Origin of the sequence: Acidovorax sp. BoFeN1 (genome assembly GCF_003345135.1) — a bacterium.
Lineage (GTDB): Bacteria > Pseudomonadota > Gammaproteobacteria > Burkholderiales > Burkholderiaceae_C > Acidovorax > Acidovorax defluvii.
Window position 1 is genome coordinate 1 of record NZ_QOZT01000056.1, and the last position, 25,061, is coordinate 25,061.

20 protein-coding genes and 7 tRNA genes are annotated in these 25,061 nt (G+C 63.5%); 13 read left to right on the forward strand and 14 right to left on the reverse strand.

The genetic code is table 11. The features are described 5' to 3' along the window. The first annotated feature begins 83 nt into the window (after positions 1-83). From DTW89_RS12825 to DTW89_RS12845, 5 genes are all read left to right on the forward strand, one after another. Positions 84-581 carry a cupredoxin domain-containing protein gene (locus DTW89_RS12825; RefSeq protein ID WP_114656234.1) on the forward strand — a complete coding sequence of 166 codons (498 nt, stop codon included), beginning with the start codon at positions 84-86 and terminating at the stop codon, positions 579-581. A gap of 45 nt (positions 582-626) precedes the next feature. Then, complete coding sequence (locus DTW89_RS12830; protein ID WP_114656235.1) at positions 627-1,154, forward strand: DUF411 domain-containing protein; 528 nt, start codon at positions 627-629, stop codon at positions 1,152-1,154. Beyond that, positions 1,151-1,528 carry a copper-binding protein gene (locus tag DTW89_RS12835; protein WP_114656236.1) on the forward strand — a complete coding sequence of 126 codons (378 nt, stop codon included), beginning with the start codon at positions 1,151-1,153 and terminating at the stop codon, positions 1,526-1,528. The genes DTW89_RS12830 and DTW89_RS12835 overlap by 4 nt, the downstream gene beginning before the upstream one ends. Before the next feature lie 134 nt (positions 1,529-1,662). After that, complete coding sequence (locus tag DTW89_RS12840) at positions 1,663-2,667, forward strand: P1 family peptidase (protein ID WP_114656237.1); 1,005 nt, start codon at positions 1,663-1,665, stop codon at positions 2,665-2,667. Positions 2,668-2,700: 33 nt separating this feature from the next. Continuing rightward, on the forward strand, positions 2,701-4,023 hold the full coding sequence (locus DTW89_RS12845; protein WP_114656238.1) for a TAXI family TRAP transporter solute-binding subunit: 1,323 nt from the start codon (positions 2,701-2,703) through the stop codon (positions 4,021-4,023). A gap of 72 nt (positions 4,024-4,095) precedes the next feature. Here the strand turns inward: DTW89_RS12845 and DTW89_RS12850 are convergent, their stop codons facing one another. Both DTW89_RS12850 and ettA read right to left on the reverse strand, forming a co-directional pair. Next, positions 4,096-6,501: a DUF1631 family protein gene (locus tag DTW89_RS12850; protein WP_114656239.1), complete on the reverse strand. Its 2,406-nt coding sequence runs from the start codon at positions 6,499-6,501 to the stop codon at positions 4,096-4,098. 61 nt (positions 6,502-6,562) lie between these two features. Continuing rightward, complete coding sequence (ettA, locus tag DTW89_RS12855; RefSeq protein ID WP_114656240.1) at positions 6,563-8,224, reverse strand: energy-dependent translational throttle protein EttA; 1,662 nt, start codon at positions 8,222-8,224, stop codon at positions 6,563-6,565. 243 nt (positions 8,225-8,467) lie between these two features. Between ettA and DTW89_RS12860 the strand changes: the two genes are divergently transcribed. The 3 genes from DTW89_RS12860 to DTW89_RS12870 all read left to right on the forward strand — a co-directional run bounded on the left by DTW89_RS12860 (position 8,468) and on the right by DTW89_RS12870 (position 12,797). Continuing rightward, positions 8,468-10,231 (forward strand): DEAD/DEAH box helicase, encoded by a 1,764-nt coding sequence (locus DTW89_RS12860; protein ID WP_024814788.1) that lies wholly within the window; start codon positions 8,468-8,470, stop codon positions 10,229-10,231. Between the two features lie 97 nt (positions 10,232-10,328). After that, a complete protein-coding gene (locus DTW89_RS12865; protein WP_330863504.1) occupies positions 10,329-10,835 on the forward strand; it encodes a nucleoside-diphosphate sugar epimerase in 507 nt (168 codons plus the stop codon). Positions 10,836-10,937: 102 nt separating this feature from the next. Further along, positions 10,938-12,797, forward strand: a complete 1,860-nt coding sequence (locus DTW89_RS12870) for a M14 family metallopeptidase (RefSeq protein WP_114656242.1) — start codon at positions 10,938-10,940, stop codon at positions 12,795-12,797. A 116-nt stretch (positions 12,798-12,913) separates the two neighbouring features. On the opposite strand, the gene ybaL is transcribed toward DTW89_RS12870, so the two are convergent. After that, positions 12,914-14,647: a YbaL family putative K(+) efflux transporter gene (gene ybaL, locus DTW89_RS12875; protein ID WP_114656244.1), complete on the reverse strand. Its 1,734-nt coding sequence runs from the start codon at positions 14,645-14,647 to the stop codon at positions 12,914-12,916. A 183-nt stretch (positions 14,648-14,830) separates the two neighbouring features. Here ybaL and DTW89_RS12880 point away from each other — a divergent pair. The 3 genes from DTW89_RS12880 (at position 14,831) to DTW89_RS12890 (ending at position 17,094) form a co-directional block, all read left to right on the forward strand. Next, a tRNA-Arg gene (locus tag DTW89_RS12880) sits at positions 14,831-14,907 on the forward strand. A 235-nt stretch (positions 14,908-15,142) separates the two neighbouring features. Then, entirely contained in the window at positions 15,143-16,195 is a 1,053-nt protein-coding gene (locus DTW89_RS12885; protein WP_024814784.1) for a Fe(3+) ABC transporter substrate-binding protein, read from the forward strand. Between the two features lie 140 nt (positions 16,196-16,335). Next, on the forward strand, positions 16,336-17,094 hold the full coding sequence (locus tag DTW89_RS12890; RefSeq protein ID WP_111864350.1) for a 3-hydroxyacyl-CoA dehydrogenase: 759 nt from the start codon (positions 16,336-16,338) through the stop codon (positions 17,092-17,094). 158 nt (positions 17,095-17,252) lie between these two features. Here the strand turns inward: DTW89_RS12890 and DTW89_RS12895 are convergent. The 11 genes from DTW89_RS12895 to folC form a co-directional block, all read right to left on the reverse strand. Beyond that, positions 17,253-17,329: transfer RNA gene (locus DTW89_RS12895), tRNA-Asp, on the reverse strand. Between the two features lie 50 nt (positions 17,330-17,379). Then, a tRNA-Glu gene (locus DTW89_RS12900) sits at positions 17,380-17,455 on the reverse strand. Between the two features lie 37 nt (positions 17,456-17,492). Beyond that, a tRNA-Ala gene (locus tag DTW89_RS12905) sits at positions 17,493-17,568 on the reverse strand. A gap of 64 nt (positions 17,569-17,632) precedes the next feature. Next, positions 17,633-17,709 (reverse strand) — tRNA-Asp (locus tag DTW89_RS12910). 50 nt (positions 17,710-17,759) lie between these two features. Continuing rightward, a tRNA-Glu gene (locus DTW89_RS12915) sits at positions 17,760-17,835 on the reverse strand. Between the two features lie 37 nt (positions 17,836-17,872). Next, a tRNA-Ala gene (locus DTW89_RS12920) sits at positions 17,873-17,948 on the reverse strand. A gap of 62 nt (positions 17,949-18,010) precedes the next feature. After that, entirely contained in the window at positions 18,011-19,426 is a 1,416-nt protein-coding gene (gltX, locus tag DTW89_RS12925; RefSeq protein ID WP_111864352.1) for a glutamate--tRNA ligase, read from the reverse strand. Between the two features lie 97 nt (positions 19,427-19,523). Then, entirely contained in the window at positions 19,524-21,023 is a 1,500-nt protein-coding gene (gene purF / locus DTW89_RS12930; RefSeq protein WP_024814781.1) for an amidophosphoribosyltransferase, read from the reverse strand. Positions 21,024-21,095: 72 nt separating this feature from the next. Then, positions 21,096-21,584: a CvpA family protein gene (locus DTW89_RS12935; RefSeq protein WP_024814780.1), complete on the reverse strand. Its 489-nt coding sequence runs from the start codon at positions 21,582-21,584 to the stop codon at positions 21,096-21,098. A 27-nt stretch (positions 21,585-21,611) separates the two neighbouring features. After that, a complete protein-coding gene (locus tag DTW89_RS12940; protein WP_024814779.1) occupies positions 21,612-22,472 on the reverse strand; it encodes an SPOR domain-containing protein in 861 nt (286 codons plus the stop codon). Positions 22,473-22,494: 22 nt separating this feature from the next. After that, on the reverse strand, positions 22,495-23,820 hold the full coding sequence (folC, locus tag DTW89_RS12945) for a bifunctional tetrahydrofolate synthase/dihydrofolate synthase (protein ID WP_114656243.1): 1,326 nt from the start codon (positions 23,818-23,820) through the stop codon (positions 22,495-22,497). A 24-nt stretch (positions 23,821-23,844) separates the two neighbouring features. Between folC and DTW89_RS12950 the strand changes: the two genes are divergently transcribed. Both DTW89_RS12950 and DTW89_RS12955 read left to right on the forward strand, forming a co-directional pair. Further along, positions 23,845-24,243, forward strand: coding sequence for an ArsC family reductase (locus DTW89_RS12950; RefSeq protein ID WP_442858112.1), 399 nt, complete (start codon positions 23,845-23,847; stop codon positions 24,241-24,243). Between the two features lie 147 nt (positions 24,244-24,390). Then, a partial coding sequence (locus tag DTW89_RS12955) for a glycine zipper 2TM domain-containing protein (protein WP_201741001.1) occupies positions 24,391-25,061 on the forward strand: 671 nt, incomplete at its 3' end.

The window sequence follows — 25,061 nt, forward strand, 5'->3', positions numbered from 1 at the left end:
CCGACACCCCCGGCGCCGCACCAGGCGCTGCCAACGCACGCAAACCCGCGGCCAGCGGCCACCAGCACTGAACAAGGATCTCCATGAATACTATCAAATTTATAGCTGCTTGCGCTTTATACATAAGCGCTGGCGCCTCTTTTGGCCATGAAAACATGCCCCACCATGCCTCTGACGCCCCCGCGGCCAAGGAACAAAAAGACTGGGGCATTGCGGGCGATGCCAAGGCCGTTGGCCGCACCATCACCCTGCGCATGAGCGACGACATGCGCTTTACCCCGGCCCACATCGAGCTGCAGGAAGGCGACACCGTGCGCCTGCGCGCCGAGAACAAGGGCAAGGTGCTGCACGAGATCGTGCTGGGCACCAAGGCCGAACTTGACCAGCATGCGCAGATGATGCAAAAGTTTCCGGGTATGGAACACGACGCGCCCTACATGGCCCATGTGCGCGCAGGCCAGCGCGGCGACATCGTGTGGCACTTCAACCGGCCTGGCACCTTTGACTTTGCCTGCCTGATCCCCGGCCACTACGAGGCCGGCATGACAGGAACCATCACGGTGCGGCCGCGCAGCCGCTGACTTGCCCCTCTGTTCATCCCACTATTTACATCGAAGGACTTCACCATGTTCAAAACCGCAACTTCTGCAGCCCCCGCCGCACTCCACCGCGGCCTGAGCCGACGCCATCTCCTGCTGACCGCACTGCCCTTGGCAGGCGCAGTGTTGGTTGCACCGCGCCTGGTGCGCGCCGCCACAGGCACCCCGGTGGAGGTATGGAAAGACCCCAACTGCGGCTGCTGCCACGACTGGATAGAGCACATGCAGGCCAACGGCTTCACCTTCACCATCCACGACACCGGCAACAACGCGGTGCGTGCACGCCTGGGTCTGCCGCAAAAACTGGGCTCGTGCCACACCGCGCTGGTGGGCGGCTACCTCATCGAGGGCCATGTGCCCGCCAGCGACGTGCGCGCATTGCTGCAGCAAAAGCCCAAGGCGCTGGGCCTCACGGTGCCGGGCATGCCCGTGGGATCGCCCGGCATGGACGGCGCGGTATACGGCAACCGCCGCGATCCCTACGACGTGCTGCTGGTGGCGCGCGATGGCAGCACCCGCATTTTCAGAAGCTACAACCAGAAGGCCTCGTCATGAAGCCCCTTGCCCACTCCATTGCTGCGCTGTTGCTGACCAGCGTGCTGGGCCCTGCCTTGGCGCAGGCCCCGGCGGATGGCCATGACAGCCACCACCCTGCCACAGCACCGGCTGCACAGGACAACTCACGCGGCACATCGGCAGACCAGAGTGATCTGAGCGATGGCGAAATCACCCGCTGGGACCCGCGCACCGGCAAGGTCACCCTGCGCCATGGCGAAATCAAAAACCTGGGCATGCCGCCCATGACCATGGTGTTCCGCGTGACCGACGCCAGCATGCTCGCCCCCTTCAAACCCGGCGATAAGGTGCGGTTCCGGGTGGAACAGCACACCGGGGCCTACATCGTCACGCGCATGGAAGCCGCACGCTGAAGGCACCCGGCGAGGGCGCTCTCTGAGCGTCCACAGCGCAAGCCGCTGCACCCTTGTGCAAACGGCGCGACGGTGTTGGCACAAGACCTGAGGCAGACACCCTCGGACCTGGGCGGGCACCATAATCACCGCCCATGAACGCAAGCCTTCCCCCCAGCGACGCTGGCAGCATCACCCGCGTGGCCGGCATCGAAGTGGGCCACTTCACCGACGCGCGCCGCCCCACCGGTTGCACCGTGGTCATGGCGCGCGAAGGCGCCGTGGGCGGTGTCGATGTGCGCGGCGCAGCACCGGGCACGCGCGAGACCGACCTGCTCGACCCGTGCAATCTGGTTGAAAAGGTGCACGCCATCGTGCTCGCCGGCGGCAGCGCCTGGGGGCTGGAAGCCGCCACCGGCGCCGTGCGTTGGCTGGAGGAACGCGGCGTGGGCTTTGACGTGGCGGTAGGCCGCCTGCCCATCGTGCCCGCCGCGGTGCTGTTTGACTTGCTGGTGGGCGACATGCGCATCCGCCCCGACGCCGCTGCCGGCTATGCCGCGTGTGCTGCCGCATCGCGCAATGATCCTGCCGAGGGCAATGTAGGCGCTGGCACCGGCGCCGTGGTCGGCAAGATTTTTGGCATACAGCGGGCCATGAAGGGCGGCGTGGGCACCGCGTCCATTACCGTGGGTGGCGTCACCGTGGGCGCATTGATTGCCTGCAATGCCCTGGGTGACGTGCTCGACCCCGACACTGCCCAGGTGATTGCCGGCGCCCGCACCGAAGACGGCCTGCGATTGCTCGACACCCGCCGCGCCCTGCTGCGCGGCGAGCCTCCACAACCCTTGCTGGCCGGCACCAACACCACTATCGGCGTGGTGGCCACCGATGCCGCCATCACCAAGGTGCAGGCCCACCGCCTGGCGGTGGCCGCCCATGACGGGTTGGCGCGCAGCATCAACCCGGTGCACACCATGTCCGATGGCGACACGCTGTTCACCCTGGGCACCGGCGTTTCGGGCAAACACCCCGGCATGCTGGTGCTGACCACCATGGCGGCCGAAGCCACGGCCATTGCCACGGCCCGCGCGGTGCGGGCCGCACAGGCCCTGACCACCGCCGATGGCCTGCAACTGCCTTGCGCGGCCGATCTGGCCTGACCCGCGCCGTCGGCGCCATTCACCATAAGACCCATGCCCCAGGCTTTTCGCAACACCCTGCTCACCCTGCGCGACCTCATCGTTTCTGCCGGCCCGCTGGCCTTCCTGGCCCTGGGGCTGCTGGTGGCCGCCTACTGGTGGCTGAACCCCAATCCGCCCAACCAGGTTACGCTGGCCACCGGCCCCGCGCAAAGCGCCTACGAAGAGTTTGGCAAGCGCTACCAGAAAGCCCTGGCCGCCGACGGCATCGAGGTGCTGCTGCTGCCCAGCGAGGGCTCATCGGCCAACCTGCAGTTGTTGCGCGAGGGCAAGGCCGATCTGGCCTTTGTGCAGGGCGGCACCGCAGAGCTGCAGCCAGACGACCCTGATCTCCTGGTGTCGCTGGGCAGCCTGTTTGTCGAACCGGTCTGGCTGTTTTATCGCACGGATGCCGGCCTGAAAGTGACTGACAGCGGACGGCTCGACAGTCTGCGCCAACTGCGGGGCCTGCGCGTGAACGTGGGCTCGGAAGGCAGCGGCGTGCCCACCCTGATAGACCGATTGCTCGATGCGAACCGCGTGGAGAAAGGGCAGGTGAAACTGTCCCGGCTGGAGCAGACACCCGCCACGATGGCCTTTCTGGCGGGCAAGCTGGATGCACTGGTATTTGCATCGGCGCCGGAATCCCTCATGGTGCAGATGCTTCTGCAGACCCCTGGTGTGCGGCTCATGGATTTTGCCCAGCACGAGGCCTATGGCCGCAAATTTCCGTTTCTCACCCCCGTGACCCTGCCCCGTGGCGTGGTGGATCTGGCGGGCAATGTGCCCGCGCACGATGTGCGGCTGGTGGCATCGACCACATCGCTGGTGGCCCGGGAGGGCACCCACCCGGCGCTTCTGACGCTCTTTGCCCAGAGCGCGCAGGCGCTGCACGGCAGCGCGGGCTGGTTCAACCGAGCGCGCGAGTTTCCGAGCACCCGGCACGGTGAATTGCCCATTGCCAAGGAAGGTGAGCGCGCCATCAACGAACCAGTGCCCCTGCTACAGCGCTATCTGCCCTTCTGGATTGCCAACCTGATCGAGCGCATGTGGCTGGTGCTGGGCATCTTGCTGGCGGTGATGCTGCCGCTGTCACGGGTGGTGCCACCGATCTACCAGTTCCGGGTGCGTTCGCGGGTGTTCCGCTGGTATGGACGGCTGCGCGAGATCGAAAACGACTTTGAATCGGGCAAAGCCTCGCCACAAGACCTGCTGGTGGCGCTCGACACGCTGGAGGCCCAGGCCGAAAAAGTGAGCGTGCCGCTGTCGTATGCCGACGAGCTGTATGCCCTGCGCAACCACATTCACCTGGTCCGCAAAAAGCTTTTGCGCACCTGAAGGTGCTTGCACCGTAAGGCTGGCGGACATCCCGCCCTGTGTGCTTGTCCGTGCTTGCCTTTGCAGGCGTGGTCAGCGGGCTTTGCCGGGCTTGGCAGGTGGCCAGGGCGCGTTTACCTTCGCCTCGGCGGGGCGGGCAATGGGCGTCGGCGCATCGGCTACCACGCGCAGGGCCCCGTCGGATGCCAGCTTGTTGCGCATGCGCCGCGTCATGGACTGGGTGCTGCCGTCGGCCGCCGTAAACAGAAACAGGGTTCCGTGGGGGCTGGCCCAGGTGAGCTGGGTGCGCACCGCACGGCGGTTGGTGATCAGCTCCACCCAGACACCGACAACAAAATCGGCGTAGAGGTTTTCTTCCACAGGTTCGGCAGGCGCGCTGTCTGGTGGCGCGCTTTCCGAAACCTCCACCGCCGGCACCTCACTCACCGGTTCGACAACGGGTGGTTCGGGCTCGGGCTCGGGAGCGTCTGCGACAGGGGCTGGCTTATCAAAAGCCTCCTGGTGCAGGCCCACCAGCCGCTGCATGAAACTGCTCGTCCGGGTGGGAGGGTATTGGATCGTCTTGAGCCCCGTGCGCACCGTGGTCAGAATGCCAGGGATGGCTTTGGTGAGGCGGTCGGGTTCGGCGCGCGTCAGTGCGGGCTGCGCACTCCACAGCAGCAGGGGCACAAGTGCCAGATACCCCCCGGGGTCGCCCTCCGTACCGTTCAGGCCTTCGGGTTGCATCACCTGGGCCAACGCCACCACATCGGCCCACGGGCCGGTGACGAAGTCCAGAATGTCTTGAGGCACCTGCTCCAGATCCGGCATCCTGCGGATATCGGCCGCAATCTTTTCGGCCAGCATTTCACGCTGTTCGGCCTGCAGCAGCATTTTTTCTTTGGCCTGCTGCTGGGACTTGACCTTTTGCTCCTGGGTGTCCCAGGCCGCATGCAGCGCCTTGAGCACCGTGTCAAAAGGCCCCTCATCCTGAATTTCCGTGGTAGCCAGATGCTCAACCGCCTGGTTCAGCAAGCGCATGAACTGGCTGAACCCCTGCGCGCTCTCGGTGTTGAAAGCAAGACTGCGCTGGGTCAACTCATCCAGCAACCGCCGCGCCGGATGCGTCTCGTCGGTGAAGAAGCGCCCGTCATGCTGCACCAGCTGCTTGATCGCCGGTTCGAGGTTTTGCACCGCGCGTTGAACCGGGGCAAGCAAGCGCCCATCCTGCGCAATGTTGTCCATCATGCGGCCCACCACTTCGACGGCAACAGCCGGCGAATAGGCCTGGCCATCCACCGGGGGCGCGTAGGGAACCACATACGCTACCGGGGCAGCGCCCGGTCCGCGCCAGTTTGTGCCAGTTGCCGCAGGACTGCCGGACAGGCGTCCCACCAGGCGTTCGAGCTGGGCCATGTCCTGCATCGCCTCGGCGACGGCACCGGAGGGGAAATACCCACTGGGTTGGCCCGTCAGTCCCGCCTGCGCACTGGCACCACCGCCGCGCGGGTCGGACCATGCGGAGTGCAAGCTGACGGGTTGCGATACCCCTCCAGCATAGGCGCGCGCATCGAAGGCATAGGGGTCACCACCGCCTGCCAGCATCTGGCGCAGGATGCCCACGGTCAACAAGGCCTCCTCGGCTGCCGAGGAAATGGGTGCCTGCTGCGATTCACCTTGCCAGCCGGTCAATCCGCCCATGCCCCGCCCGTACGATCCAGGCATGCCGTACTCACTCACGGGGGCAGCCATGGAATGCCCACCGTAGCCGGTCGAAGAGCCCCCGCCATAGCCGGTGTTCTGGTTGGGAGCACCGTAGCCGCTGCGTCCAGCCCACCCTGAGGGCATGCCCAGCACCGCATATCCCACAGGCTCGACTCCATGCTCCCGCAGGCTGGCGGAGGCGCTCTTGTATTCCGCCACCAGCAACTGGCCCAGCACTTCGCGCATGTGCTGCATCCACAGTTGCCGCACTGGCGGCTCCACCCCGGTTTCGGCCACCACCCTCTGCAATGCGCGAATGTAGTTTTCCGGGCGCAGCGGATTGCGTTCGGGCTGCACACTGCGCAAGCCCTGTGCCGAGCTGACCAGGGTGTTGAGTTCCGTCAGCACAGCGTCGGTGGCATGCGCGGCCAGTTGCTGTGCCCGGGAAAGCTCCACCTGGTCCTGCATCTCGGTTTCGTCCATGAGCGAAAGCTCACCGAAATCCATGCCGGTGTCGTCCACCGTGCGTGCGCCTGCCTTGGAGGGCCCTTCGGCAAAAATTTCGAGCAAGGCCATCGGATAGGCCTTGGCCAGGGCGGCCTCGTGTTGGGTCAGCAACCGCAGCGCATCACCCACCAGAGAACGCCGCTGAATATCGCGGGTAGTCGACTCCTCCCCCGACAAAGCGCCCTTGGTGACTTTGACCAGTTGCACCATGAGTGCTTCGCCCGCGCGCACGGCGTTGACGACACAGGCACGGAACACCGTTCTCGATCGGGGCGCAGTTAAAGGCATGTTGGGAGGAGGAAAGAAAAGCTTCCAGTTGCAATGCTACTTGACTGCAAGCCCTCTTTGCTTACTTCAGTGCCTTGAAGCGCATGCGCTTGGGCTTGGCGCCCTCTTCACCCAGGCGTCGCTTCTTGTCGGCTTCGTACTCCTGGTAGTTGCCATCAAAGAAGGTCCACTGGCTGTCACCTTCGGCAGCAAGAATGTGGGTGGCAATGCGGTCGAGGAACCAGCGATCGTGGCTAATGACCAGCACCGTGCCGGCGTACTCCAGCAAAGCGTCTTCCAGAGCGCGCAGGGTTTCCACGTCCAGATCGTTGGAGGGTTCGTCAAGCAGCAGCACATTGCCGCCCGAGATCAGCGTCTTGGCCAAGTGCAGGCGACCGCGCTCACCACCCGAAAGCATGCCCACCTTCTTTTGCTGGTCGCCGCCGTTGAAGTTGAACCGCCCCGCATAGGCGCGGCTGGCCATCGTGAACTTGCCGATGTTGATCATGTCCAGGCCGCCGGAGATGTCTTCCCAGACCGTCTTGTCATTGGCCAGTGCATCGCGGTGCTGGTCCACAAAGGCCATCTTCACGGTCGAGCCAATGACGACTTCACCGCTGTCGGGCTTTTCCTTGCCGGCAATCAGCTTGAACAGCGTGGATTTACCGGCCCCGTTCGGGCCGATGATGCCGACGATGGCGCCAGCAGGAACGTTCATGGTCAGGTTGTCGATCAGCACACGGTCGCCGAACGATTTGGTGACGTTCTTGAACTCGATCACCTGGGTACCCAGACGGTCGGCCACAGGAATGAAGATTTCATTCGTTTCGTTGCGCCGCTGGTATTCGAAGTCGGACAGTTCCTCGAACCGTGCCAGGCGGGCCTTGCTCTTGGCCTGGCGGGCCTTGGGGTTCTGGCGCGACCATTCGAGTTCCTTCTTCAGGGCCTTGGCGCGCGATTCTTCGCCCTTTTGCTCGGATTCCAGGCGCGCCTGCTTCTGGGTGAGCCAGTCGCTGTAGTTACCCCTGTACGGAATGCCATGGCCCCGGTCGAGTTCGAGAATCCACTCGGCCGCGTTGTCCAGGAAGTAGCGGTCGTGGGTGATGGCGACCACCGTGCCGGGATAGCGCTGCAGGAACTGCTCCAGCCAGTCCACCGATTCTGCGTCCAGGTGGTTGGTAGGCTCGTCGAGCAGCAGCATATCGGGCTTGGACAGCAGCAGGCGGCACAGCGCCACGCGGCGCTTTTCGCCCCCCGACAGCACACCTACCTTGGCGTCCCACGCGGGCAGGCGCAGCGCGTCGGCGGCGATTTCCAGCTGGTGCTCGGAATCGGTGCCAGCGGTGGCAATGATGGCTTCCAAACGGGCCTGCTCTGCGGCCAGCGCGTCGAAATCGGCGTCCGGGTCGGCATAAGCGGCATACACCTCTTCGAGCTTGGCCTTGGCAGCGAACACCTCGCCCATGGCTTCCTCAACGCTTTCACGCACCGTGTGGTCGGGGTTGAGCTGCGGCTCTTGGGGCAGATAGCCGATCTTGATGCCCGGCATGGCAATGGCCTCGCCTTCGATCTCCTTGTCCACGCCCGCCATGATCTTGAGCAAAGTGGACTTGCCAGAGCCATTGACCCCCAGCACACCGATCTTGGCGCCCGGGAAGAAGCTCAGGGAGATGTCTTTCAAGATCTGCCGTTTGGGCGGCACGGTCTTGCTGACACGGTTCATGGAAAATACGTATTGGGCCATTCGTTCTCTAACCTGCAAAAGTGGGCAGAAATTCTGCGTTCAAACTGCGATTATCGGCCCATGCGACAATACACGCCGTTGTGGGCTCCAGTTGCCCGCCACATCAGCAATCTGCTGGGGACAAAGGAAGGGCATCTTCCGGGCTCCCACTCTTGAACCTCATCTGCCTAAGACTGGCTCGGCAACCCACCGGTTGCCACGACAGGCCGATACCCAGCGCCCCGGACGGGTGCATTCACCGACATGAAATTTGAAGAACTGAATCTGGCTCCTGCCCTTTTGAAGGCTGTGCTCGAACAAGGCTACGAGACCCCCACGCCCATCCAGGCGCAGGCCATTCCTGCCGTGCTGGCGGGCCATGACCTTCTGGCCGGCGCACAGACCGGGACCGGCAAGACCGCCGCGTTTACCTTGCCCATGCTGCATCGCCTGTCGCAAAGCGCTGCGCCCAAGAACAAGTTTGGCGGCAAGGGCATTCGTGCCCTGGTTCTTACACCCACCCGCGAACTCGCGGCCCAGGTGGAAGAGTCGGTGCGCGAATACGGCAAATACCTCGATATCAACTCCACCGTCGTCTTCGGCGGTGTGGGCATGAACCCCCAGATCGACCGCATCAAGCGCGGCGTGGACATCCTGGTGGCCACCCCAGGCCGTCTGCTCGACCTGCAGCAGCAGGGTTTCCTGGACCTGTCGACCGTGCAGGTGCTGGTGCTCGACGAAGCCGACCGCATGCTGGACATGGGCTTCATCCACGACGTGAAGAAGGTGCTGGCCCTTGTACCCAAGGACAAGCAAAGCCTGCTGTTCTCGGCCACCTTCAGCGACGAGATCCGCGAGCTGGCCAACACCCTGCTCAAGAGCCCGCAAAGCATCCAGGTCACGCCCAGCAACACCACGGTGCAGCGCATCACGCAGGTGATCCACCCCGTCGGTCGCGGCAAGAAAAAGCAGGTGCTGCTGCACATCATCCAGCAGCACAACTGGAGCCAGGTGCTGGTGTTCACGCGCACCAAGTTCGGCGCCAACAATGTGGCCGAATTTCTGACCAAGAACGGCGTCAACGCCATGGCCCTGCATGGCAACAAGAGCCAGAGCGCCCGCACGCAGGCTCTGGCCGGCTTCAAGAGCGGTGACATCCGCGCCCTGGTCGCCACCGACATTGCAGCACGCGGCATCGACATCGACGAGTTGCCACATGTCGTCAACTACGAAATCCCCAACGTGTCGGAAGACTACGTGCACCGCATCGGCCGTACCGGCCGCGCGGGCAACAGTGGTGAAGCCGTGAGCCTGGTCTGCATGGACGAGGAAGGTTTCATGATGGACATCGAGCGGTTCACCAAGCAGCAGATTCCCGTGCAGGTGATCGAAGGATTTGGACCCGACGCGGGCGAGAAGGCAGAGCCCATTGCCATGGGCCGCCAGACCATCTGGGGCGGTGCAGGCAAACCGCCAAGCCGCGATGTCATGCAAGCGGCTGCCAAGGCGGCTCGCAGCGAAATGATGGATCGCATCCGCACCAACAAGGCTGGCCAGGGTGGCGGCGGTGGTGAACGCGGCCCGCGCCAGGCTGCTGGCGGCGGTGGCGGCGGCAATGCACCCCGCTCCGGCCGTGGCGGCGGCGGTGGTGGCCAGGGCGGCGGCGCGCGTGGGGGTGCCCAGGCACCGGCACGCGGTCGTGCACGCCCACCAGCCGGTGGCGGCGGCTACGAAGGCGGTGGTGGCAACCGCTACGACGACGCACAACCTCCTCGTCCCAATGCCCATCTGGGCACGCATTCGGGCCACAGCAACCCGGGTCAGCGCAACGCAGGCCACGCGGCAGGCGGTCAACCCGACCCCATGCGCACCAGTGTGGACAGCATGGCTGGCAGCGGCCGCCGTGGCGGTGGTGGATATCGTGGCAATTCGGGAGGTGGTGGCTATGGCGGTGGCACGGGTGGCTCTGGTGGCCGGGGCAACGGGTCTCGTGGGCCGGGAGGTAATCGCGGCTCTTTTAGCCGCTGAAAACGCCCCAGGCACAGCCAGCCTTGACGGCGCACCCATCCACATCCTGCATGCAGCGGGGCGCCGGGCGCCTGCTGCCCTCGCCAGGAATGTGGTGGTGCATGCCGTTGATTTTTCGGCGCTGCCTTCTTTGCCGCCTGTGGACGATGTCTACATCGCGCTGGGCACCACCATGGCAGAGGCGGGCGGCCAGAACGCCTTCCGTGCAATCGACTACAGCGCCGTGCTGGCCACCGCGCAGGCCGCTCGACGGGCGGGCGCCACGCGCTGCGGTGTGGTGAGCGCGATGGGCGCCGACCCGCAGTCGCGCATTTTCTACAGCCGCATCAAAGGTGAAATGGAACGGGACCTGCAGGCCCTGGGTTTCTCCACCCTGGTCATCGCACGACCTTCGGTGCTGGCAGGCAACAGACAACCGCTCCACCAGACCCCGCGCCGGGGCGAGTCCCTTTCGCTGGCGCTCCTGCAGTGGCTGCGCCCGCTCATCCCCGCCAATTACCGTGCCGTGGCTGCGCGCGATGTGGCACATGCACTGGTGCACGCTGTGCGGCATGGCACCTCGGGTGTGCAGGTGCTGTCAGGTCGTGCGTTGCAATCCGGCTAATCGGGCCTTGGCAGGGACCGCGCGGTGTCCGCCGACACGCCGCTGGCAGCAGGCGCAGTTAACATCGCGCCAAGCCCGACAGTATCCCAAGCAAAGCACACCATGACCCAGCGCCACACCCTGTCTGTTTCAACCCCCGCCAAGGCCGCACAGCCAGCACCACGGATTGGGCACCCTCTGCCGTGGCGCGGTTCGCTGGCCCTGGTGGCCTTGCTGCTGTCCGCATGCGCCAGCACCCCGCTTCCCCCGTGGCCCGGCACGCCTACTGCGGCGCGCTCCACAACAGCCGAGTCCATGCCACGCGTGCAACGTGGCGTCGTGGTGCCGGCGCCTCTGGGGCAGGTGCGCGACAACGTGGTGGTCACGCCACTGCAGGTCGGCGCGCCCACGCCAGCCGCCCCCGCAAGCGCTGCGGCTGCCCCCTATGGCCCGGCCGTGGCCGCTCGGTTTGCCGAACCGTCCACCCAATACAGCACACCTGGGCTCGCCCCCGAACGGCGCGGTTTCACTACCAACTCCGAACTGGGGCAATGGCTGCACAACATCGCTAATGCTGCGCCAAGGGGCCCCACGCAGGCCAGTGTTCTGCAACTGGGTGCCTCGCAGCAAGGCGAACCGATTCTGGGCCTGCTCCTGACGCGCGCCAAAGGCATGGACATGGCCAGCCTGGAGGCCAATGGCCGTTCCACGGTGGTGCTCATCGGCCAGCAGCACGGGGACGAACCCGCGGGCAGCGAAGCGCTACTGGTGGTTGCCCGAGAACTCGCACAGGGCCTGCTTGAACCCTTGCTCGATCGCATCAACGTGGTGGTGATTCCCCGTGCCAACCCCGATGGCGCCACCAACGGCAATCGCACCACCGCCAATGGCGTGGACATGAACCGCGATCACCTGTTGCTGAACACCCCCGAAGCCCGGGCCTTGGCACGCGTGGTGCGAGATTACCGCCCCATTCTGGTTCTGGATGCGCACGAATTCACGGTGGCAGGGCGCTATCTGCAAAAGTTCAACGCCATTCAGCGCTACGACGCCCTGCTGCAATACACCACCACGGCCAACTACCACGAGTTTCTGACCAAGGCATCGCAGGAGTGGTACCACCAGCCCATGCTCGGCGCACTGCAGTCCCAGGGCATGTCGAGCGAGTGGTACTACACCACCTCGACCCAGCCTGACGACAAGCGCATCTCCATGGGCGGCGTGCAACCCGACACCGGCCGCAACGTGAACGGCCTGAAAAACGCCGTCAGCCTGCTGGTCGAAACCCGTGGCGTGGGCCTGGGGCGCCTGCACATCCAGCGCCGGGTTCACACCCAGGTCACGACCATCACCAGCGCCCTGCGCAGCACCGCAGAGCGCGCAGCCGATCTGGAACAAGTGCGCTCTTATGTCGCGCGGGACACAGCCTCCAAGGCATGCAAGGGCCAGGTGGTGATAGAGGCCCAGGCCACACCCATGCAGCGGGAGCTGACCATGCTCGACCCCGACACCGGCGCAGACCGCACCCTGAAAGTGGACTGGAATTCATCGCTCGCCCTGCGGCCCGTCAAATCGCGCCCCCGGCCTTGCGGCTACTGGCTGGCAGCCCATGCCACCGCAGCGGTTGAGCGATTGCAAATGCTGGGCGTGCAGGTGTTGCGTATCGCGGAACCCGGCGCGTTGCTGGCCGACACTTACCATGAAACCGCGCGCGAAACCACCGAACGCACGGATGTGCGCGGCACCATCGCAGGTGGCTCCAGCATCATCCGCACCCAGGTGACGCCGGTGCGCAGCGCCATTGATGTGCCAGCCGGCAGTTTCTATGTGCCGCTCAACCAGGGTCTGGCCCATCTGGCCGTTGCGGCCCTGGAGCCTGACACCCAAAGCAGCTATTTCGCCAACCGCCTGATTGACGAGCTGGGCAGCACGGCACGCGTCATGACTGTGCCCTCGCTGGTGTTTGAAGAATCGGACGAATAAGCCGATCATGGCGAACAGGGCATTCGCTGCGCACTGCACACAAGTGCATCGAACAATCAAAAACAATAGCATGTAGCGCTTGATACATAAGGGCTACAGGCCAATTTGGCTACAATTCAAGCCGATTCATGCAGCACGCCGGGAGGTGTGGCGTTGCCGCCCCACGCGGCCGCGCGGGCCAGCACATGGCCCGCCATGGCCTGGGCCAAAGCTTCTTCGCCCATAAAAACCGTGCTGCCACACTCTTTCTCCAGGCGCACCGCCTCCTCTTCGCCGTGGCTGCGCACCACGGTTTCAATGCCGGGATTGAGCAGGCGTGCAGTGGCAATGATCTGCTGCACATTCAGCGTATCGGGCGTGGCAATGACCAGCATGTGAGCGCGCGCGATGTGGGCCTGGATCAACACCGCCGGCTCCACCGCGTCGCCAAACACGGCCGCCATGCCCTGAGCCCGCAGCTTTTCGACCAGTTCACGGTTCTGCTCGGCAACCACCAGCGGGATGTTGTGCGCAGCCAGCACACTGGCCACACGCCACCCCACGCGGCCATAGCCCACCAGCACCACCTGGCGCGCCAGATAACGCTCGTCCGTGCTGGTGGGCAACTCGGCCAGCGGGTCGTCGCGCTGCTCCAGCCGCCGCGCAAGGGCCGAGCGCGCCAGCAGCCACTTTTGCAGCGGCGCTATGGCACGAAAAACCAGCGGATTGAGCGCAATCGAAATCAGCGCTCCAGCCAGCACCAGGCTGGCGCCCTCGGGCGGCAGCAAGCCCAGCGATGCACCCAGCCCCACCAGAATGAACGAAAACTCGCCAATCTGCGCCAGGCTGGCCGACACCGTCAGCGCCGTGTGCAGCGGATACCGAAACGCCAACACCAAAGCGGCCGCCGCCAGCGATTTGCCCACAATGATGATCGCCACCACGGCCAGCACCTGCAATGGCCGCTCCCACATGACAGAGGGGTTGAACAACATCCCCACCGAGACAAAAAACAGCACGGCAAACGCATCGCGCAGCGGCAAAGACTCCTGCGCTGCCCGGTGGCTGAATTCGGATTCGCGCATCACCATGCCGGCAAAAAAGGCACCCAGCGCAAACGACACCCCAAACAGCACAGCCGATCCAAACGCAATGCCCACGGCCGCCGCCACCACGCACAACGTAAACAGCTCGCGCGAACCCGTGCGCGCCACCTGCCACAACACCCAAGGAAACACCCGCCGCCCCACCACCAGCATCAGCGCCACAAACCCGCCCACCTGCAGCAGCGTCCACCCCAACGTTTGCCAGATGCTGACCGACGTGGCTGCGGCAGCATTGCCGCCCAGCACGCCGGACAACGGCGGCAACAACACCAGCACCAGCACCATGGCCAGGTCTTCCACCACCAGCCAGCCCACCGCGATGCGGCCGGTGTAGGTATCGAGAATGCCCAGGGTTTCCAGCGCGCGCAGTAGCACCACCGTGCTGGCCACCGACAGCGCAATTCCGAACACCAAAGCCCCACCCAGACTCCACCCCCACCACGAAGCCACGGCCATGCCCAGGGCGGTAGCCACCATGATCTGCACCACTGCCCCGGGCACCGCAATCTTGCGCACCGCCAACAGATCGCCCAGCGAGAAATGCAGCCCCACCCCGAACATCAGCAGCATCACGCCAATTTCGGCCAGCTGGCTGGCCATGGCGGCATCGGCCACAAAACCGGGGGTATACGGGCCAATCACCACACCCGCCAACAGGTAGCCCACCAGCGCCGGCAGCCGCACACGCGTGGCCAGAAAACCCAACACCAGCGCCAGGCCCAGCGCGGCAGCAATGGTGTTGATGAGGTTCAGGCTGTGCGGCATGGTCCATGCGGCCAGAGTGGCCAAAGGTGGGGGAGAAGAGTTGTTATAACTGTAATCACGACTCAGCGGCAAAATGCCACCCAACCACCAGAACCCAGCCGTGCGGCGGGTATGATTCGCACCCTTGGAGTCAATCTGACTCACTGCACGCCAGGCGCTGCCCCAGGCGCCCAGCAAATCCATCTGCCCGTAGCTCAACTGGATAGAGCAATAGCCTTCTAAGCTATAGGTCGGGGGTTCGAGTCCCTCCGGGCAGGCCAATCCTGCATTCACTGCGCCTGAACAGTTCGCTGGAAGTCGCCTGCCATTGGCAGGGGGATTTCCTCAGCCGCGCAGACGCCCCCTGAAGATGTCAATCCCGCCAGCGCGCCACTTCCTGGTGAAGGCATTGCGCGTCAAGCGCAGCATATGCACTGGGTTGCAACGTGGTTTTTATTACGAATAATTCGCGTTTGCTTTATCATCAAGATTTCCAACCTCCAAAAGATGCACTCCATGTCGAAGACCGTCAAAGCCCTGCTCACCGCCTGCGCCCTGGCCGCTGCTGCAGGTGCCGCCACCGCCCAGGAACAGGTGGTCAATCTCTACTCGGCTCGTCACTATTCCACCGATGAAGCGCTGTACACCGGCTTCACCAAGGCCACTGGCATCAAGATCAACCGGGTGGATGCGGACGATGCGGGCATTCTGGCGCGGCTGAAAGCGGAAGGAACTGCCTCCCCCGCAGACGTGATCCTGCTGGTCGATGCAGCCCGGCTTTACCGGGGAGAAATGGATGGCCTGTTCCAGCCTATCCGCTCCAAGGTGCTGGAAGACGCCATCCCCGCCAACTTGCGCAGTCTGCCGGTTGCCGACGGTGGCATTTCGTGGTTCGGCCTGTCCACCCGTGCGCGGCTGATCGTGTTCAACAAGGCCAAGGTCCAGAAAAGTGACGTGGACACCTACGAAGAGCTGGCCGATCCCAAGAACAAGGGCAAGCTGTGTATTCGTTCGGGCTCGCACCCCTACAACCTGAGTCTGTTCGGTTCTGTCACCGAGCACCTTGGCGAGCAGAAGGCCGAGGCATGGCTCAAAGGCATGGTGGCCAACCTTGCCCGCGCGCCCAAGGGTGGCGACACCGACCAGATCAAGGCCGTAGCAGCAGGCGAATGCGACATTGCTGTCACCAACAGCTACTACCTGGCACGCATGATGCGCTCCAGCAAGCCTGAAGACGTTGCCGTGGTCAACAAGGTGGGTGTGGTGTTCCCCAACCAGCAGTCCTGGGGCACCCACATGAACATTGCTGGCGGCGCCGTGGCCCGCCATGCGAAGAACCAGGCCAACGCGGTCAAGTTCCTCGAATATCTGGCCGGCGCAGAAGCGCAAAACTACTTTGCCAACGGCAACAATGAATGGCCTGCAGCGAAGGGCCTGAACATCGACAATCCGGCGCTCAAGGCCATGACGCAAGGCCAACCCTTCAAGAGCGAAACCATTCCAATCAGCGCGGTGGGCGCCAACATCACCAAAGTGCAGCAGATGCTGGACCGGGTGGGTTTTCAGTAATCGCCCTCCTCTGCGCGCCCTGCTGCGCAGGGATCTTGTAAAAATGCCCAGTTCTGGCTGGGCATTTTTTTGCCCGTTGAAGCCCGAATGCCTGGGTGATAATTGACGTTTACGTCAACGTCATTCAATGGAGACAGAACATGGAAATCAAGGGCAAGGTATTCATCGTGACCGGCGGCGCATCGGGCTTGGGCGAAGGCACCGCGCGCATGTTGGCCGCACAGGGTGGCACGGTAGTCATCGCCGACATGCAGACGGACAAGGGTGAACAAGTGGCCAAGGACATTGGCGGCGCATTCGTCAAATGTGATGTCAGCAACGAAGCCGACGGTCAGGCCGTGGTGGCCAAGGCCGTTTCGCTGGGCAAGCTGATGGGTCTGGTCAACTGCGCAGGCATTGCCCCTGCAGAAAAAACCGTGGGCAAGAACGGCGCCCACGCGTTGGCCGTTTTCAGCAAGACCATCACGGTAAACCTGATTGGCAGCTTCAACATGATCCGTCTGGCCGCAGAGGCCATGTGCAAGAACGACCCCGAGTCCACCGGAGAGCGCGGCGTGATGATCTCCACCGCCAGCGTGGCCGCCTATGACGGCCAGATTGGCCAGGCCGCTTATTCCGCGTCCAAGGGCGGCGTGGTGGGTATGACCTTGCCCATTGCACGCGACCTGGCCCGCAACGGTATCCGCAACATGACCATTGCACCCGGCATCTTTGGCACCCCGATGCTGTTTGGCATGCCCCAGGAAGTGCAGGACGCGCTCGCAGCCGGCGTGCCGTTCCCCAGCCGCCTTGGCACGCCGCAGGACTATGCCAAGCTGGTGCAGCATATCTTTGAAAATGACATGCTCAACGGCGAGGTGATTCGCCTGGACGGTGCCATCCGCCTGGCTCCGCGTTGAACAAGATTTTGCTATTAATTTAATAGCTATTGACGCTTACCCATCAAGCGCCAGAAGCCAATTCAACACAAACCCCGCAAACGGAAATTTGCGGGGTTTTAGTCGCACCAAGACACAAAAAAACCGCTGTAGCCTTGCGACTGCAGCGGTTTCTTATCTGGCGGAGTGGACGGGACTCGAACCCGCGACCCCCGGCGTGACAGGCCGGTATTCTAACCAACTGAACTACCACTCCTGGCAGGCAGCTTTTGCTTGCATTCTTCACGCAAGCCAAGCGCTACAACTTGGCGACCCCACGGGGATTCGAACCCCGGTACTCACCGTGAAAGGGTGATGTCCTAGGCCTCTAGACGATGGGGTCAAAACCTTGGAACTAACCGATAACTACTAACAAACCTTGGTGGAGGTAAACGGGATCGAACCGATGACCTCTTGCATGCCATGCAAGCGCTCTCCCAGCTGAGCTATACCCCCAAACCTCTTTGGCTCTCGCCAAAGAAAAACCCTTGCATATCAAAGACCTGCAAGGGCTTTTGACTGGCGGAGTGGACGGGACTCGAACCCGCGACCCCCGGCGTGACAGGCCGGTATTCTAACCAACTGAACTACCACTCCTGGCAGGCAGCTTTTGCTTGCATTCTTCACGCAAGCCAAGCGCTACAACTTGGCGACCCCACGGGGATTCGAACCCCGGTACTCACCGTGAAAGGGTGATGTCCTAGGCCTCTAGACGATGGGGTCAAAACCTTGGAACTAACCGATAACTACTGACAAACCTTGGTGGAGGTAAACGGGATCGAACCGATGACCTCTTGCATGCCATGCAAGCGCTCTCCCAGCTGAGCTATACCCCCCTTTGGCAACAACGTTCACATTGCAATCGTTGTCATCAGAGCCTTGAATTATAGACAGATTTTTAGCGGTTTCGCAAACGTGCGACAACTTTTTCACGCCCCACCAGTTCGAGCACTGCATCGACCGATGGCGTGTGGGCGGACCCCGCGGTCAGAACCCGCACGGGCATGGCCAGTTGAGGCATCTTGAGCCCATGTGTCGCCAGCACTTGCTTGAACGCCGCGCTGATGGCAGCCTTGTCCCAGTCACATGAAGCCAACGCATCAGCCAACGCATCCAAAGCAGGCGCAATGGCATCGGTCACATGCTGGGCAAGCTCTGCCTGCGCAGGGGAAACGGGTCCATAAAACACGAACGCCCAGTCTGCCAGGGCCACGGTGGTATCGCACCGGTCCTTGAACAAGGCACATATGCGGGGCAAACGGCCATCGGCCAAGTCTGAAGCAGCAATGCCGCGCTTCTCCAACTGGGGGGCGACGAGGGCCGCCAGTGCATCATCGGCCATGGCCTTGAGGTGCTGGGCATTCACCCAGCGCAGCTTGGCTTCGTCGAACTGCGCAGCACTGCGCCCCAGGTGGTCGAGGTTGAACCACTGCAGAAACTGCTCGCGGCTGAAGATTTCGTCATCTCCGTGGCTCCAGCCCAGGCGCGCCAGGTAGTTCACCATGGCATCGGGCAGATAGCCTTCATCGCGGTATTGCGTGACGGGTTTTGCGCCATTGCGCTTGCTCATCTTCTCGCCGAGCTCGTTGAGCACGGTGGGCAGGTGGGCATACACCGGCGGTTCCTTGCCCAGGGCGCGGAATATATTGATCTGACGCGGTGTGTTGTTCACATGGTCGTCGCCACGGATCACATGCGTGATGGCCATGTCGATATCGTCCACCACTACACAGAAGTTGTAGGTGGGCGTGCCGTCGGGGCGCGCAATCACCAGGTCGTCGAGTTCGTCGTTGCGGATCTCGATGCGGCCCTTGACCTTGTCGTCCCATGCCACCACGCCGCCCTGCGGATTGCGAAAACGCAGCACGGGTTGCACACCTTCGGGCACCGCAGGCAACGTCTTGCCGGGCTCTGGGCGCCAGGTACCGTCATAGCGTGGCTTTTCCTTGTCGGCCATCTGCTTTTCGCGCAAGGCATCGAGTTCGGCCACGCTCATGTAGCACGGGTAGACATGTCCGGCCGCCTGCAGTTCAGCCAGCACGGCTTTGTAGCGGTCCATGCGCTGCATCTGGTAGAACGGACCTTCATCGTGATCCAGCCCCAGCCAGGCCATGCCTTCGATGATCACGTCCACTGCCGCCTGGCTGGAGCGCTCCAGATCGGTGTCCTCGATGCGCAGGATGAAATCACCCCCGGTGGCCCGCGCAAACGCCCATGGGTACAGCGCCGAGCGGATGTTGCCAAGGTGAATGAAGCCGGTAGGCGATGGCGCGAAACGGGTGCGCACGTGTGCGGGGGATTGGTTTTCAGTCATGGCAGTCAGGCCGGGGCATGGGCCCGGCGTCGTTATTGGGGTCGGCAACAAGAGCGGGCTCCTTGCGAAACCCGGCCCTCGATCATCGCGCGTGGCTCTATTGCGCGTTGGGCAGTGCCAGGCGGGAGGTGTCTTCTTCACCCTCCTCCACGCCCACGCGGCCTTCGTTGAGGCGCGCAATGTCGTCCGCAGTGATGTCTCCGGTGACATACACGCCGTCGAAACACGAGGCATCAAACCCCACGATGGCCGGGTTCAGGGAACCGATGGCCCGCTTCATGCCGTCCACATCCTGGTAGATCAGCGCATCACAGCCAATGGCCTGGCGCACCTCTTCCACCGTGCGGTCGTGGGCCACCAGCTCGCTGCTGGTGGGCATGTCAATGCCGTACACATTGGGGTAGCGCACTGGCGGCGCAGCGCTGGCCAGATACACCTTGCGGGCACCGGCGTCTCGGGCCATCTGCACGATCTCGCGCGAGGTTGTGCCACGCACGATGGAATCATCGACCAGCAGCACATTGCGGCCCTTGAACTCGCTGCCAATCACATTGAGCTTCTGGCGCACGGATTTCTTGCGCACGCCCTGCCCCGGCATGATGAAGGTGCGGCCCACGTAGCGGTTCTTCACGAACCCTTCGCGGTAGGGAATGCCCAGCAGATGCGCCAGCTGGGTTGCGCTGGGACGACTCGACTCGGGGATGGGAATGATCACATCAATCTCGTTCGGCGGCACGGTGGACACCACCCGCTTGGCCAGCGCCTCGCCCAGGTTGAGCCGCGCCTGGTAGACCGAAATTCCGTCGAGCACCGAATCGGGCCGCGCCAGATAGACAAACTCGAAAATGCAGGGGTTCAGCTGCGGGTTCTCTGCACACTGGCGCGCATGCACCTTGCCGTCGAGCGTGATGAAAATGGCCTCGCCCGGGTCGATGTTGCGCTCGAAGACGTGCGACGTGCCCTCCAGCGCCACCGATTCGCTGCCCACCATCACCGTGCCATCCTGGCTGCGCCCCATGGCCAGCGGCCGGATACCGTGGGGGTCGCGGAAAGCCAGCAGACCATGCCCGGCGATCAGTGCGATGACGGCATACGAACCCTTGATGCGCTTATGCACGGCACGCACCGCCGTAAAGACGTCCTCGGGCTGCAGCGGCACGCCCCGGGTCGCGCGCTCGAGCTCATGGGCAAACACGTTGAGCAACACCTCCGAATCGCTGTCGGTGTTGGTGTGCCGGTGGTCAGTTTGAAAGAGCTCGTTGCGCAGGGACAGCGCATTGGTCAGGTTTCCGTTGTGCACCAGCACGATGCCAAACGGTGCATTCACGTAAAACGGCTGCGCCTCTTCTTCGCTGAAGGCGTTGCCGGCCGTTGGATAGCGCACCTGGCCCAACCCCGCATTGCCCGGCAAGGCCCGCATGTTGCGCGTGCGAAACACATCTCGCACCATGCCCTTGGCCTTGTGCATGAAGAATTTGCGGCCCTGCTGGGTCACGATGCCTGCGGCATCCTGGCCCCGGTGCTGCAGCAGCAGCAAGGCGTCATAAATCAGCTGATTGACGGGCGCTGCGCTGACGACGCCGACGATTCCACACATAGTTCGATTCCATCCATTTGCGGGAACAGCCCCGCGGCAATTTTTTGGCAGCGGCTTGTGGCCACCCCCCTGTCACGAAGGCAAATGCCTTCCAAATTCTTCGGGCAATGCAGGCTTGAGGCTCTTGAGCATGCCACCCAGCACCGGTGCACTGTGCGACTCCTGCCACCACGCCGCCTCATGCAAGGGCGTCAAGCCCACCACCACGGCAACCACCAGCAACAACACCACCCCCCGCACCACACCAAACACCGCCCCCAGCGTTCTATCTGCCGGACGCAAACCGATGGCATCCACCAGCTTCTTGGCCAGCCAGGCCAGAAATCCGCAGGCAAACACTGCCCCGACAAAGACCACGATGAAGCCGGCCGCATAGCGCAGTGCGCCATCGGAATCCCCCAGTGGCAACACGGCCGCCATGTCCGGGGCAAACCACTGGGCCACAAAAAATGACGCCACCCAGCCTGCTACTGACAACACCTCGAAGACCAGGCCCCGCCACGCGCCGATCGCCATCGATGCCAGCAGTACCACCGCAAAAATCCAGTCCAGCGATGCCATGGTGAGCAATGGAGAAACCGCCGGCAGTTACAGCGTCAACACCGAGGCCGACAACCCCAGTCCCTTGATGCGGCTGGCGGCCTTGTCTGCTTCGGCGCGGCTGGTCAGGGGCCCCACACGCACACGCACGCGCTTTCCGTCCTTGGTATCCACCACCTGGGTGTAGGTCTTGAGCCCAGCCCGCTCCAGCTTGGTGCGCGCCTCGCGGGCCTTGTCGGCATCGGCAAAGGCGCCTACCTGAACGATGAACCGGCCTTCCTCGGCTTGTGCACCGGCGGCGGGCTGTGCAGAGCGCCCTTCCAGCAAGGCCCGGGCCCGCGCCGACTCATCGACCGCCGCAGGCTTACGCTCGGGGACAGACGGCTTGGGCTCTGGCTTGGGTTTGGGCTCCGGCTTCGGCTCGGGCAACGCTGCGGGCTTTGGCTTGGCATCCGGCTTGGCGGTGGACTTTTCCGCTGCAGGCTCTCCCGCCGCCGGCTTGTCTGCACTGCGGCGGCTGGCCACCAGCTCCTCGCCGTCACCCAGCCCAGCCCCGGCAGCGCTGCGCTCCGGTGCCTGCGATGATGCGGCCGCTGGCGATCTGGACTGCGACACAGCGGACCGCGTTGCAGGTGAATCGTGCGTTGCCGCTGGCACGACCAGCGGCGCTACCTTGTTGCGGTCGGGGATCTCAATGGGAATATCCACCGGGATGGGGCGTGGCTGGGTATCAAACAGCAACGGAAAGCCCACCACGCCGAGCAAAACCAGCACCGCAGCGCCGATCAGACGATGCCGTGCGCGCCGGCGCATGACTTCGATGCTCTCGGCTTGGGCCGAACGGGAGCGCTTGGCCGGCTTGTCGGCCTGTTCACTCTGACCGGGCCACCGAAACTTGAAAAATGCCATGGAGTAGAGACTCGTGCGGAGCTTATGCGCCCAGATGTTTGGCGTGCAGGCGGGGGATTCCGTTGATCAGCACACCACCCACCGTGTAAAACGAGCCAAAGACCACAATTCTATCAGCGGGGTCTGCCGCAGCCACCGCTGCCTGAAGGGCCTGCAAGGGGTCGGCGTGGACGCTGGAGGTCACCTGCCGCCGCTCGCCGGACACCATCTGCAGCGCATTCCATTTTTGCTGCAAGACAGCGCCCGTTTCGGCGCGTGGCGTGGGCAGATCGGTGAAATACCAGTGGTCTACCAGCGGCCCCACCTTGGCCAGCATGGGGGCCAGATCCTTGTCGGCCATGGCGCCAAACACGGCGTGCGTTGCCGGGAAATAGCCCATGGCATCCAGGTTGGCCGTGAGCGCCGCCACGGAATGCGGGTTGTGCGCCACGTCCAGCACCAGTGTCGGCTGCCCCGGCACGATCTGAAAACGGCCCGGCAATTCAACCAGTGCCAGGCCATTGCGCACGGCCTGCGCCGTCACGGGCAGGCGTGTGCGCAGCGCCTCAAACGCCGCCAGCACCCCCGAGGCATTCACCAGCTGGTTGGCCCCGCGCAGCGCCGGATAGGCCAGCCCGGCATAACGCCGCCCGCGCCCGGCCCAGCTCCATTGCTGCTTGTCGCCCGAAAAATTGAAGTCGTGACCAAAGCGCCAGAGGTCGGCCCCCATTTCGCGCGCGTGGTCGATCACGCTTTGCGGCGCCATGGGATCGCTCACGATCACCGGGCGGCCCGTGCGCATGATGCCGGCCTTTTCACGCCCGATGCTTTCGCGGTCCGGCCCCAGGTATTCGGTGTGGTCGATGTCGATGCTGGTGATGATGGCGCAGTCTGCGTCGATGATGTTGGTGGCGTCCAGCCGGCCGCCCAGCCCCACCTCCAGGATGGCCACATCCAGCAGCGAATGGCTCATCAGGCGCAGGATGGCCAGCGTGGTGAACTCAAAATAGGTCAGCGAAACATCATTGCCATTGAGCGTTCTTGCGCTTTCCACCGCTTCAAAGTGCGCTATCAGATCAGAAGCATTTACAGCTTCGCCATGCACGCGGCAGCGCTCTTCAAAATGCACCAGGTGCGGCGAGGTGTAGACCCCGGTGCGAAAACCGGCCTGCTCGGCCACGGCCTCCAGCATGGCGCAGGTAGAGCCCTTGCCATTGGTGCCGGCAACGGTGATCACAGGGCAGTCAAAACGCAGGCCCATGCGGGTGGCCACTTCGCGAACCCGCTCCAGGCCCATGTCGATGTTCTGCGGGTGCAGCAGCTCGCAATGGCGGAGCCAGCCTTCCAGTGTGTGAATTTTGGTTTGCATACGCGGCCAATTGTCGCTTAGCGGATGATGGCAGCCATGAAAACACCCCTCATCACTCTGTACGGAATCCCGAACTGCGACACAGTCAAAAAGGCGCGCGCCTGGCTCACTGGGCAGGGGCTTGACCACACCTTCCACGATTTCAAGAAGCAAGGCGTTCCTGCGGAGCGCCTGCCCGACTGGCTGGCCGCCGTGGGTTGGCAAAAGCTGGTGAACCGGCAGGGAACCACCTGGCGCAAGCTGGACCCCGGCGCCCAGGCGGCCGTGCAAGACGATGCCAGCGCCAGCCAGCTGATGCAGGCGCAGCCCAGCGTCATCAAGCGCCCGGTGGTGGAGTGGCGCCAGGGCCAACGCACTTCCATCACGGTGGGCTTTGATGCAGCGCAGTGGCAAGAACAGCAAGCAGCGCTTCCAGATGAATGAAAAGATGAAGGAATGAAGCGGCGACGGACCGCACCGCTCCAGCGTTCTTTACCCAGCTTTACGGTGCCGTGTCGGCAGATTGATGCCCCGGGCCTCAACTTTTTTCGGGTCTGGTGCGTTGTGTACCGAACTGTCAGGAGTTCCCTCATGAAAAAAATCGCCCTATTGACTGCCTTGCTCGCCGTGACCACTGTCGTGTCAGCGCAGGAGCAGGGCCGCGTGCTGTCGGCCACACCCGTGGTGCAACAAGTGGGTATTCCGCAGCAGGTATGCGGCAACGAAACCGTTTACAACGGTTCGCACAACTCGGGCGCTGGCGCCTTGCTGGGCGCCATTGCCGGTGGTGCGGCAGGCAATGCCGTGGGCCATGGCAGCGGGCGCGCGGCCGCCACCGCGCTGGGCGTGATCGGTGGCGCCGTGCTGGGCAACCAGATCGAAGGCAACGGCCAGCCCCGTTACCAGAACGTGCAGCGCTGCACCACCGAAACCTATTACGAGGACCGCACCGTGGGCTACGACGTGGTGTATGAATATGCCGGGCGCCAGTACAACACCCGCACCCAGGCCGATCCGGGACCGTGGATTGCGCTCAGCGTTCAGCCCCTGGCGGGCAACAACCAGGGCAGGATCTACTCCACCCAGCCCGACCCCTACCGGCAGCAGGGCGTGTATTCGCAGTCCGGGGTGGTCACGTCCACCTATCGGACGCACCCCACGCAACCCACCTACGCCGTCCAGCCTGCCTATCCGGATCAACCCGTTTACGTGAGCCCGCCTGCGATGGTGATCGAGTACGGCTACGGTCGCCCCTCCTACCC

What these genes read in the sequence shown, in the direction of transcription:
- DTW89_RS12940 (WP_024814779.1), bottom strand. Translation starts at nt 22,472, where the DNA reads ATGGCATTTTTCAAGTTTCGGTGGCCCGGTCAGAGTGAACAGGCCGAC.
- DTW89_RS12885 (WP_024814784.1), top strand. Translation starts at nt 15,143, where the DNA reads ATGTCGAAGACCGTCAAAGCCCTGCTCACCGCCTGCGCCCTGGCCGCT.
- ybaL (WP_114656244.1), bottom strand. Translation starts at nt 14,647, where the DNA reads ATGCCGCACAGCCTGAACCTCATCAACACCATTGCTGCCGCGCTGGGC.
- purF (WP_024814781.1), bottom strand. Translation starts at nt 21,023, where the DNA reads ATGTGTGGAATCGTCGGCGTCGTCAGCGCAGCGCCCGTCAATCAGCTG.
- DTW89_RS12845 (WP_114656238.1), top strand. Translation starts at nt 2,701, where the DNA reads ATGCCCCAGGCTTTTCGCAACACCCTGCTCACCCTGCGCGACCTCATC.
- gltX (WP_111864352.1), bottom strand. Translation starts at nt 19,426, where the DNA reads ATGACTGAAAACCAATCCCCCGCACACGTGCGCACCCGTTTCGCGCCA.
- DTW89_RS12870 (WP_114656242.1), top strand. Translation starts at nt 10,938, where the DNA reads ATGACCCAGCGCCACACCCTGTCTGTTTCAACCCCCGCCAAGGCCGCA.
- DTW89_RS12850 (WP_114656239.1), bottom strand. Translation starts at nt 6,501, where the DNA reads ATGCCTTTAACTGCGCCCCGATCGAGAACGGTGTTCCGTGCCTGTGTC.
- DTW89_RS12825 (WP_114656234.1), top strand. Translation starts at nt 84, where the DNA reads ATGAATACTATCAAATTTATAGCTGCTTGCGCTTTATACATAAGCGCT.
- DTW89_RS12935 (WP_024814780.1), bottom strand. Translation starts at nt 21,584, where the DNA reads ATGGCATCGCTGGACTGGATTTTTGCGGTGGTACTGCTGGCATCGATG.
- DTW89_RS12840 (WP_114656237.1), top strand. Translation starts at nt 1,663, where the DNA reads ATGAACGCAAGCCTTCCCCCCAGCGACGCTGGCAGCATCACCCGCGTG.
- DTW89_RS12950 (WP_442858112.1), top strand. Translation starts at nt 23,845, where the DNA reads ATGATGGCAGCCATGAAAACACCCCTCATCACTCTGTACGGAATCCCG.
- folC (WP_114656243.1), bottom strand. Translation starts at nt 23,820, where the DNA reads ATGCAAACCAAAATTCACACACTGGAAGGCTGGCTCCGCCATTGCGAG.
- DTW89_RS12835 (WP_114656236.1), top strand. Translation starts at nt 1,151, where the DNA reads ATGAAGCCCCTTGCCCACTCCATTGCTGCGCTGTTGCTGACCAGCGTG.
- DTW89_RS12860 (WP_024814788.1), top strand. Translation starts at nt 8,468, where the DNA reads ATGAAATTTGAAGAACTGAATCTGGCTCCTGCCCTTTTGAAGGCTGTG.
- ettA (WP_114656240.1), bottom strand. Translation starts at nt 8,224, where the DNA reads ATGGCCCAATACGTATTTTCCATGAACCGTGTCAGCAAGACCGTGCCG.
- DTW89_RS12890 (WP_111864350.1), top strand. Translation starts at nt 16,336, where the DNA reads ATGGAAATCAAGGGCAAGGTATTCATCGTGACCGGCGGCGCATCGGGC.
- DTW89_RS12830 (WP_114656235.1), top strand. Translation starts at nt 627, where the DNA reads ATGTTCAAAACCGCAACTTCTGCAGCCCCCGCCGCACTCCACCGCGGC.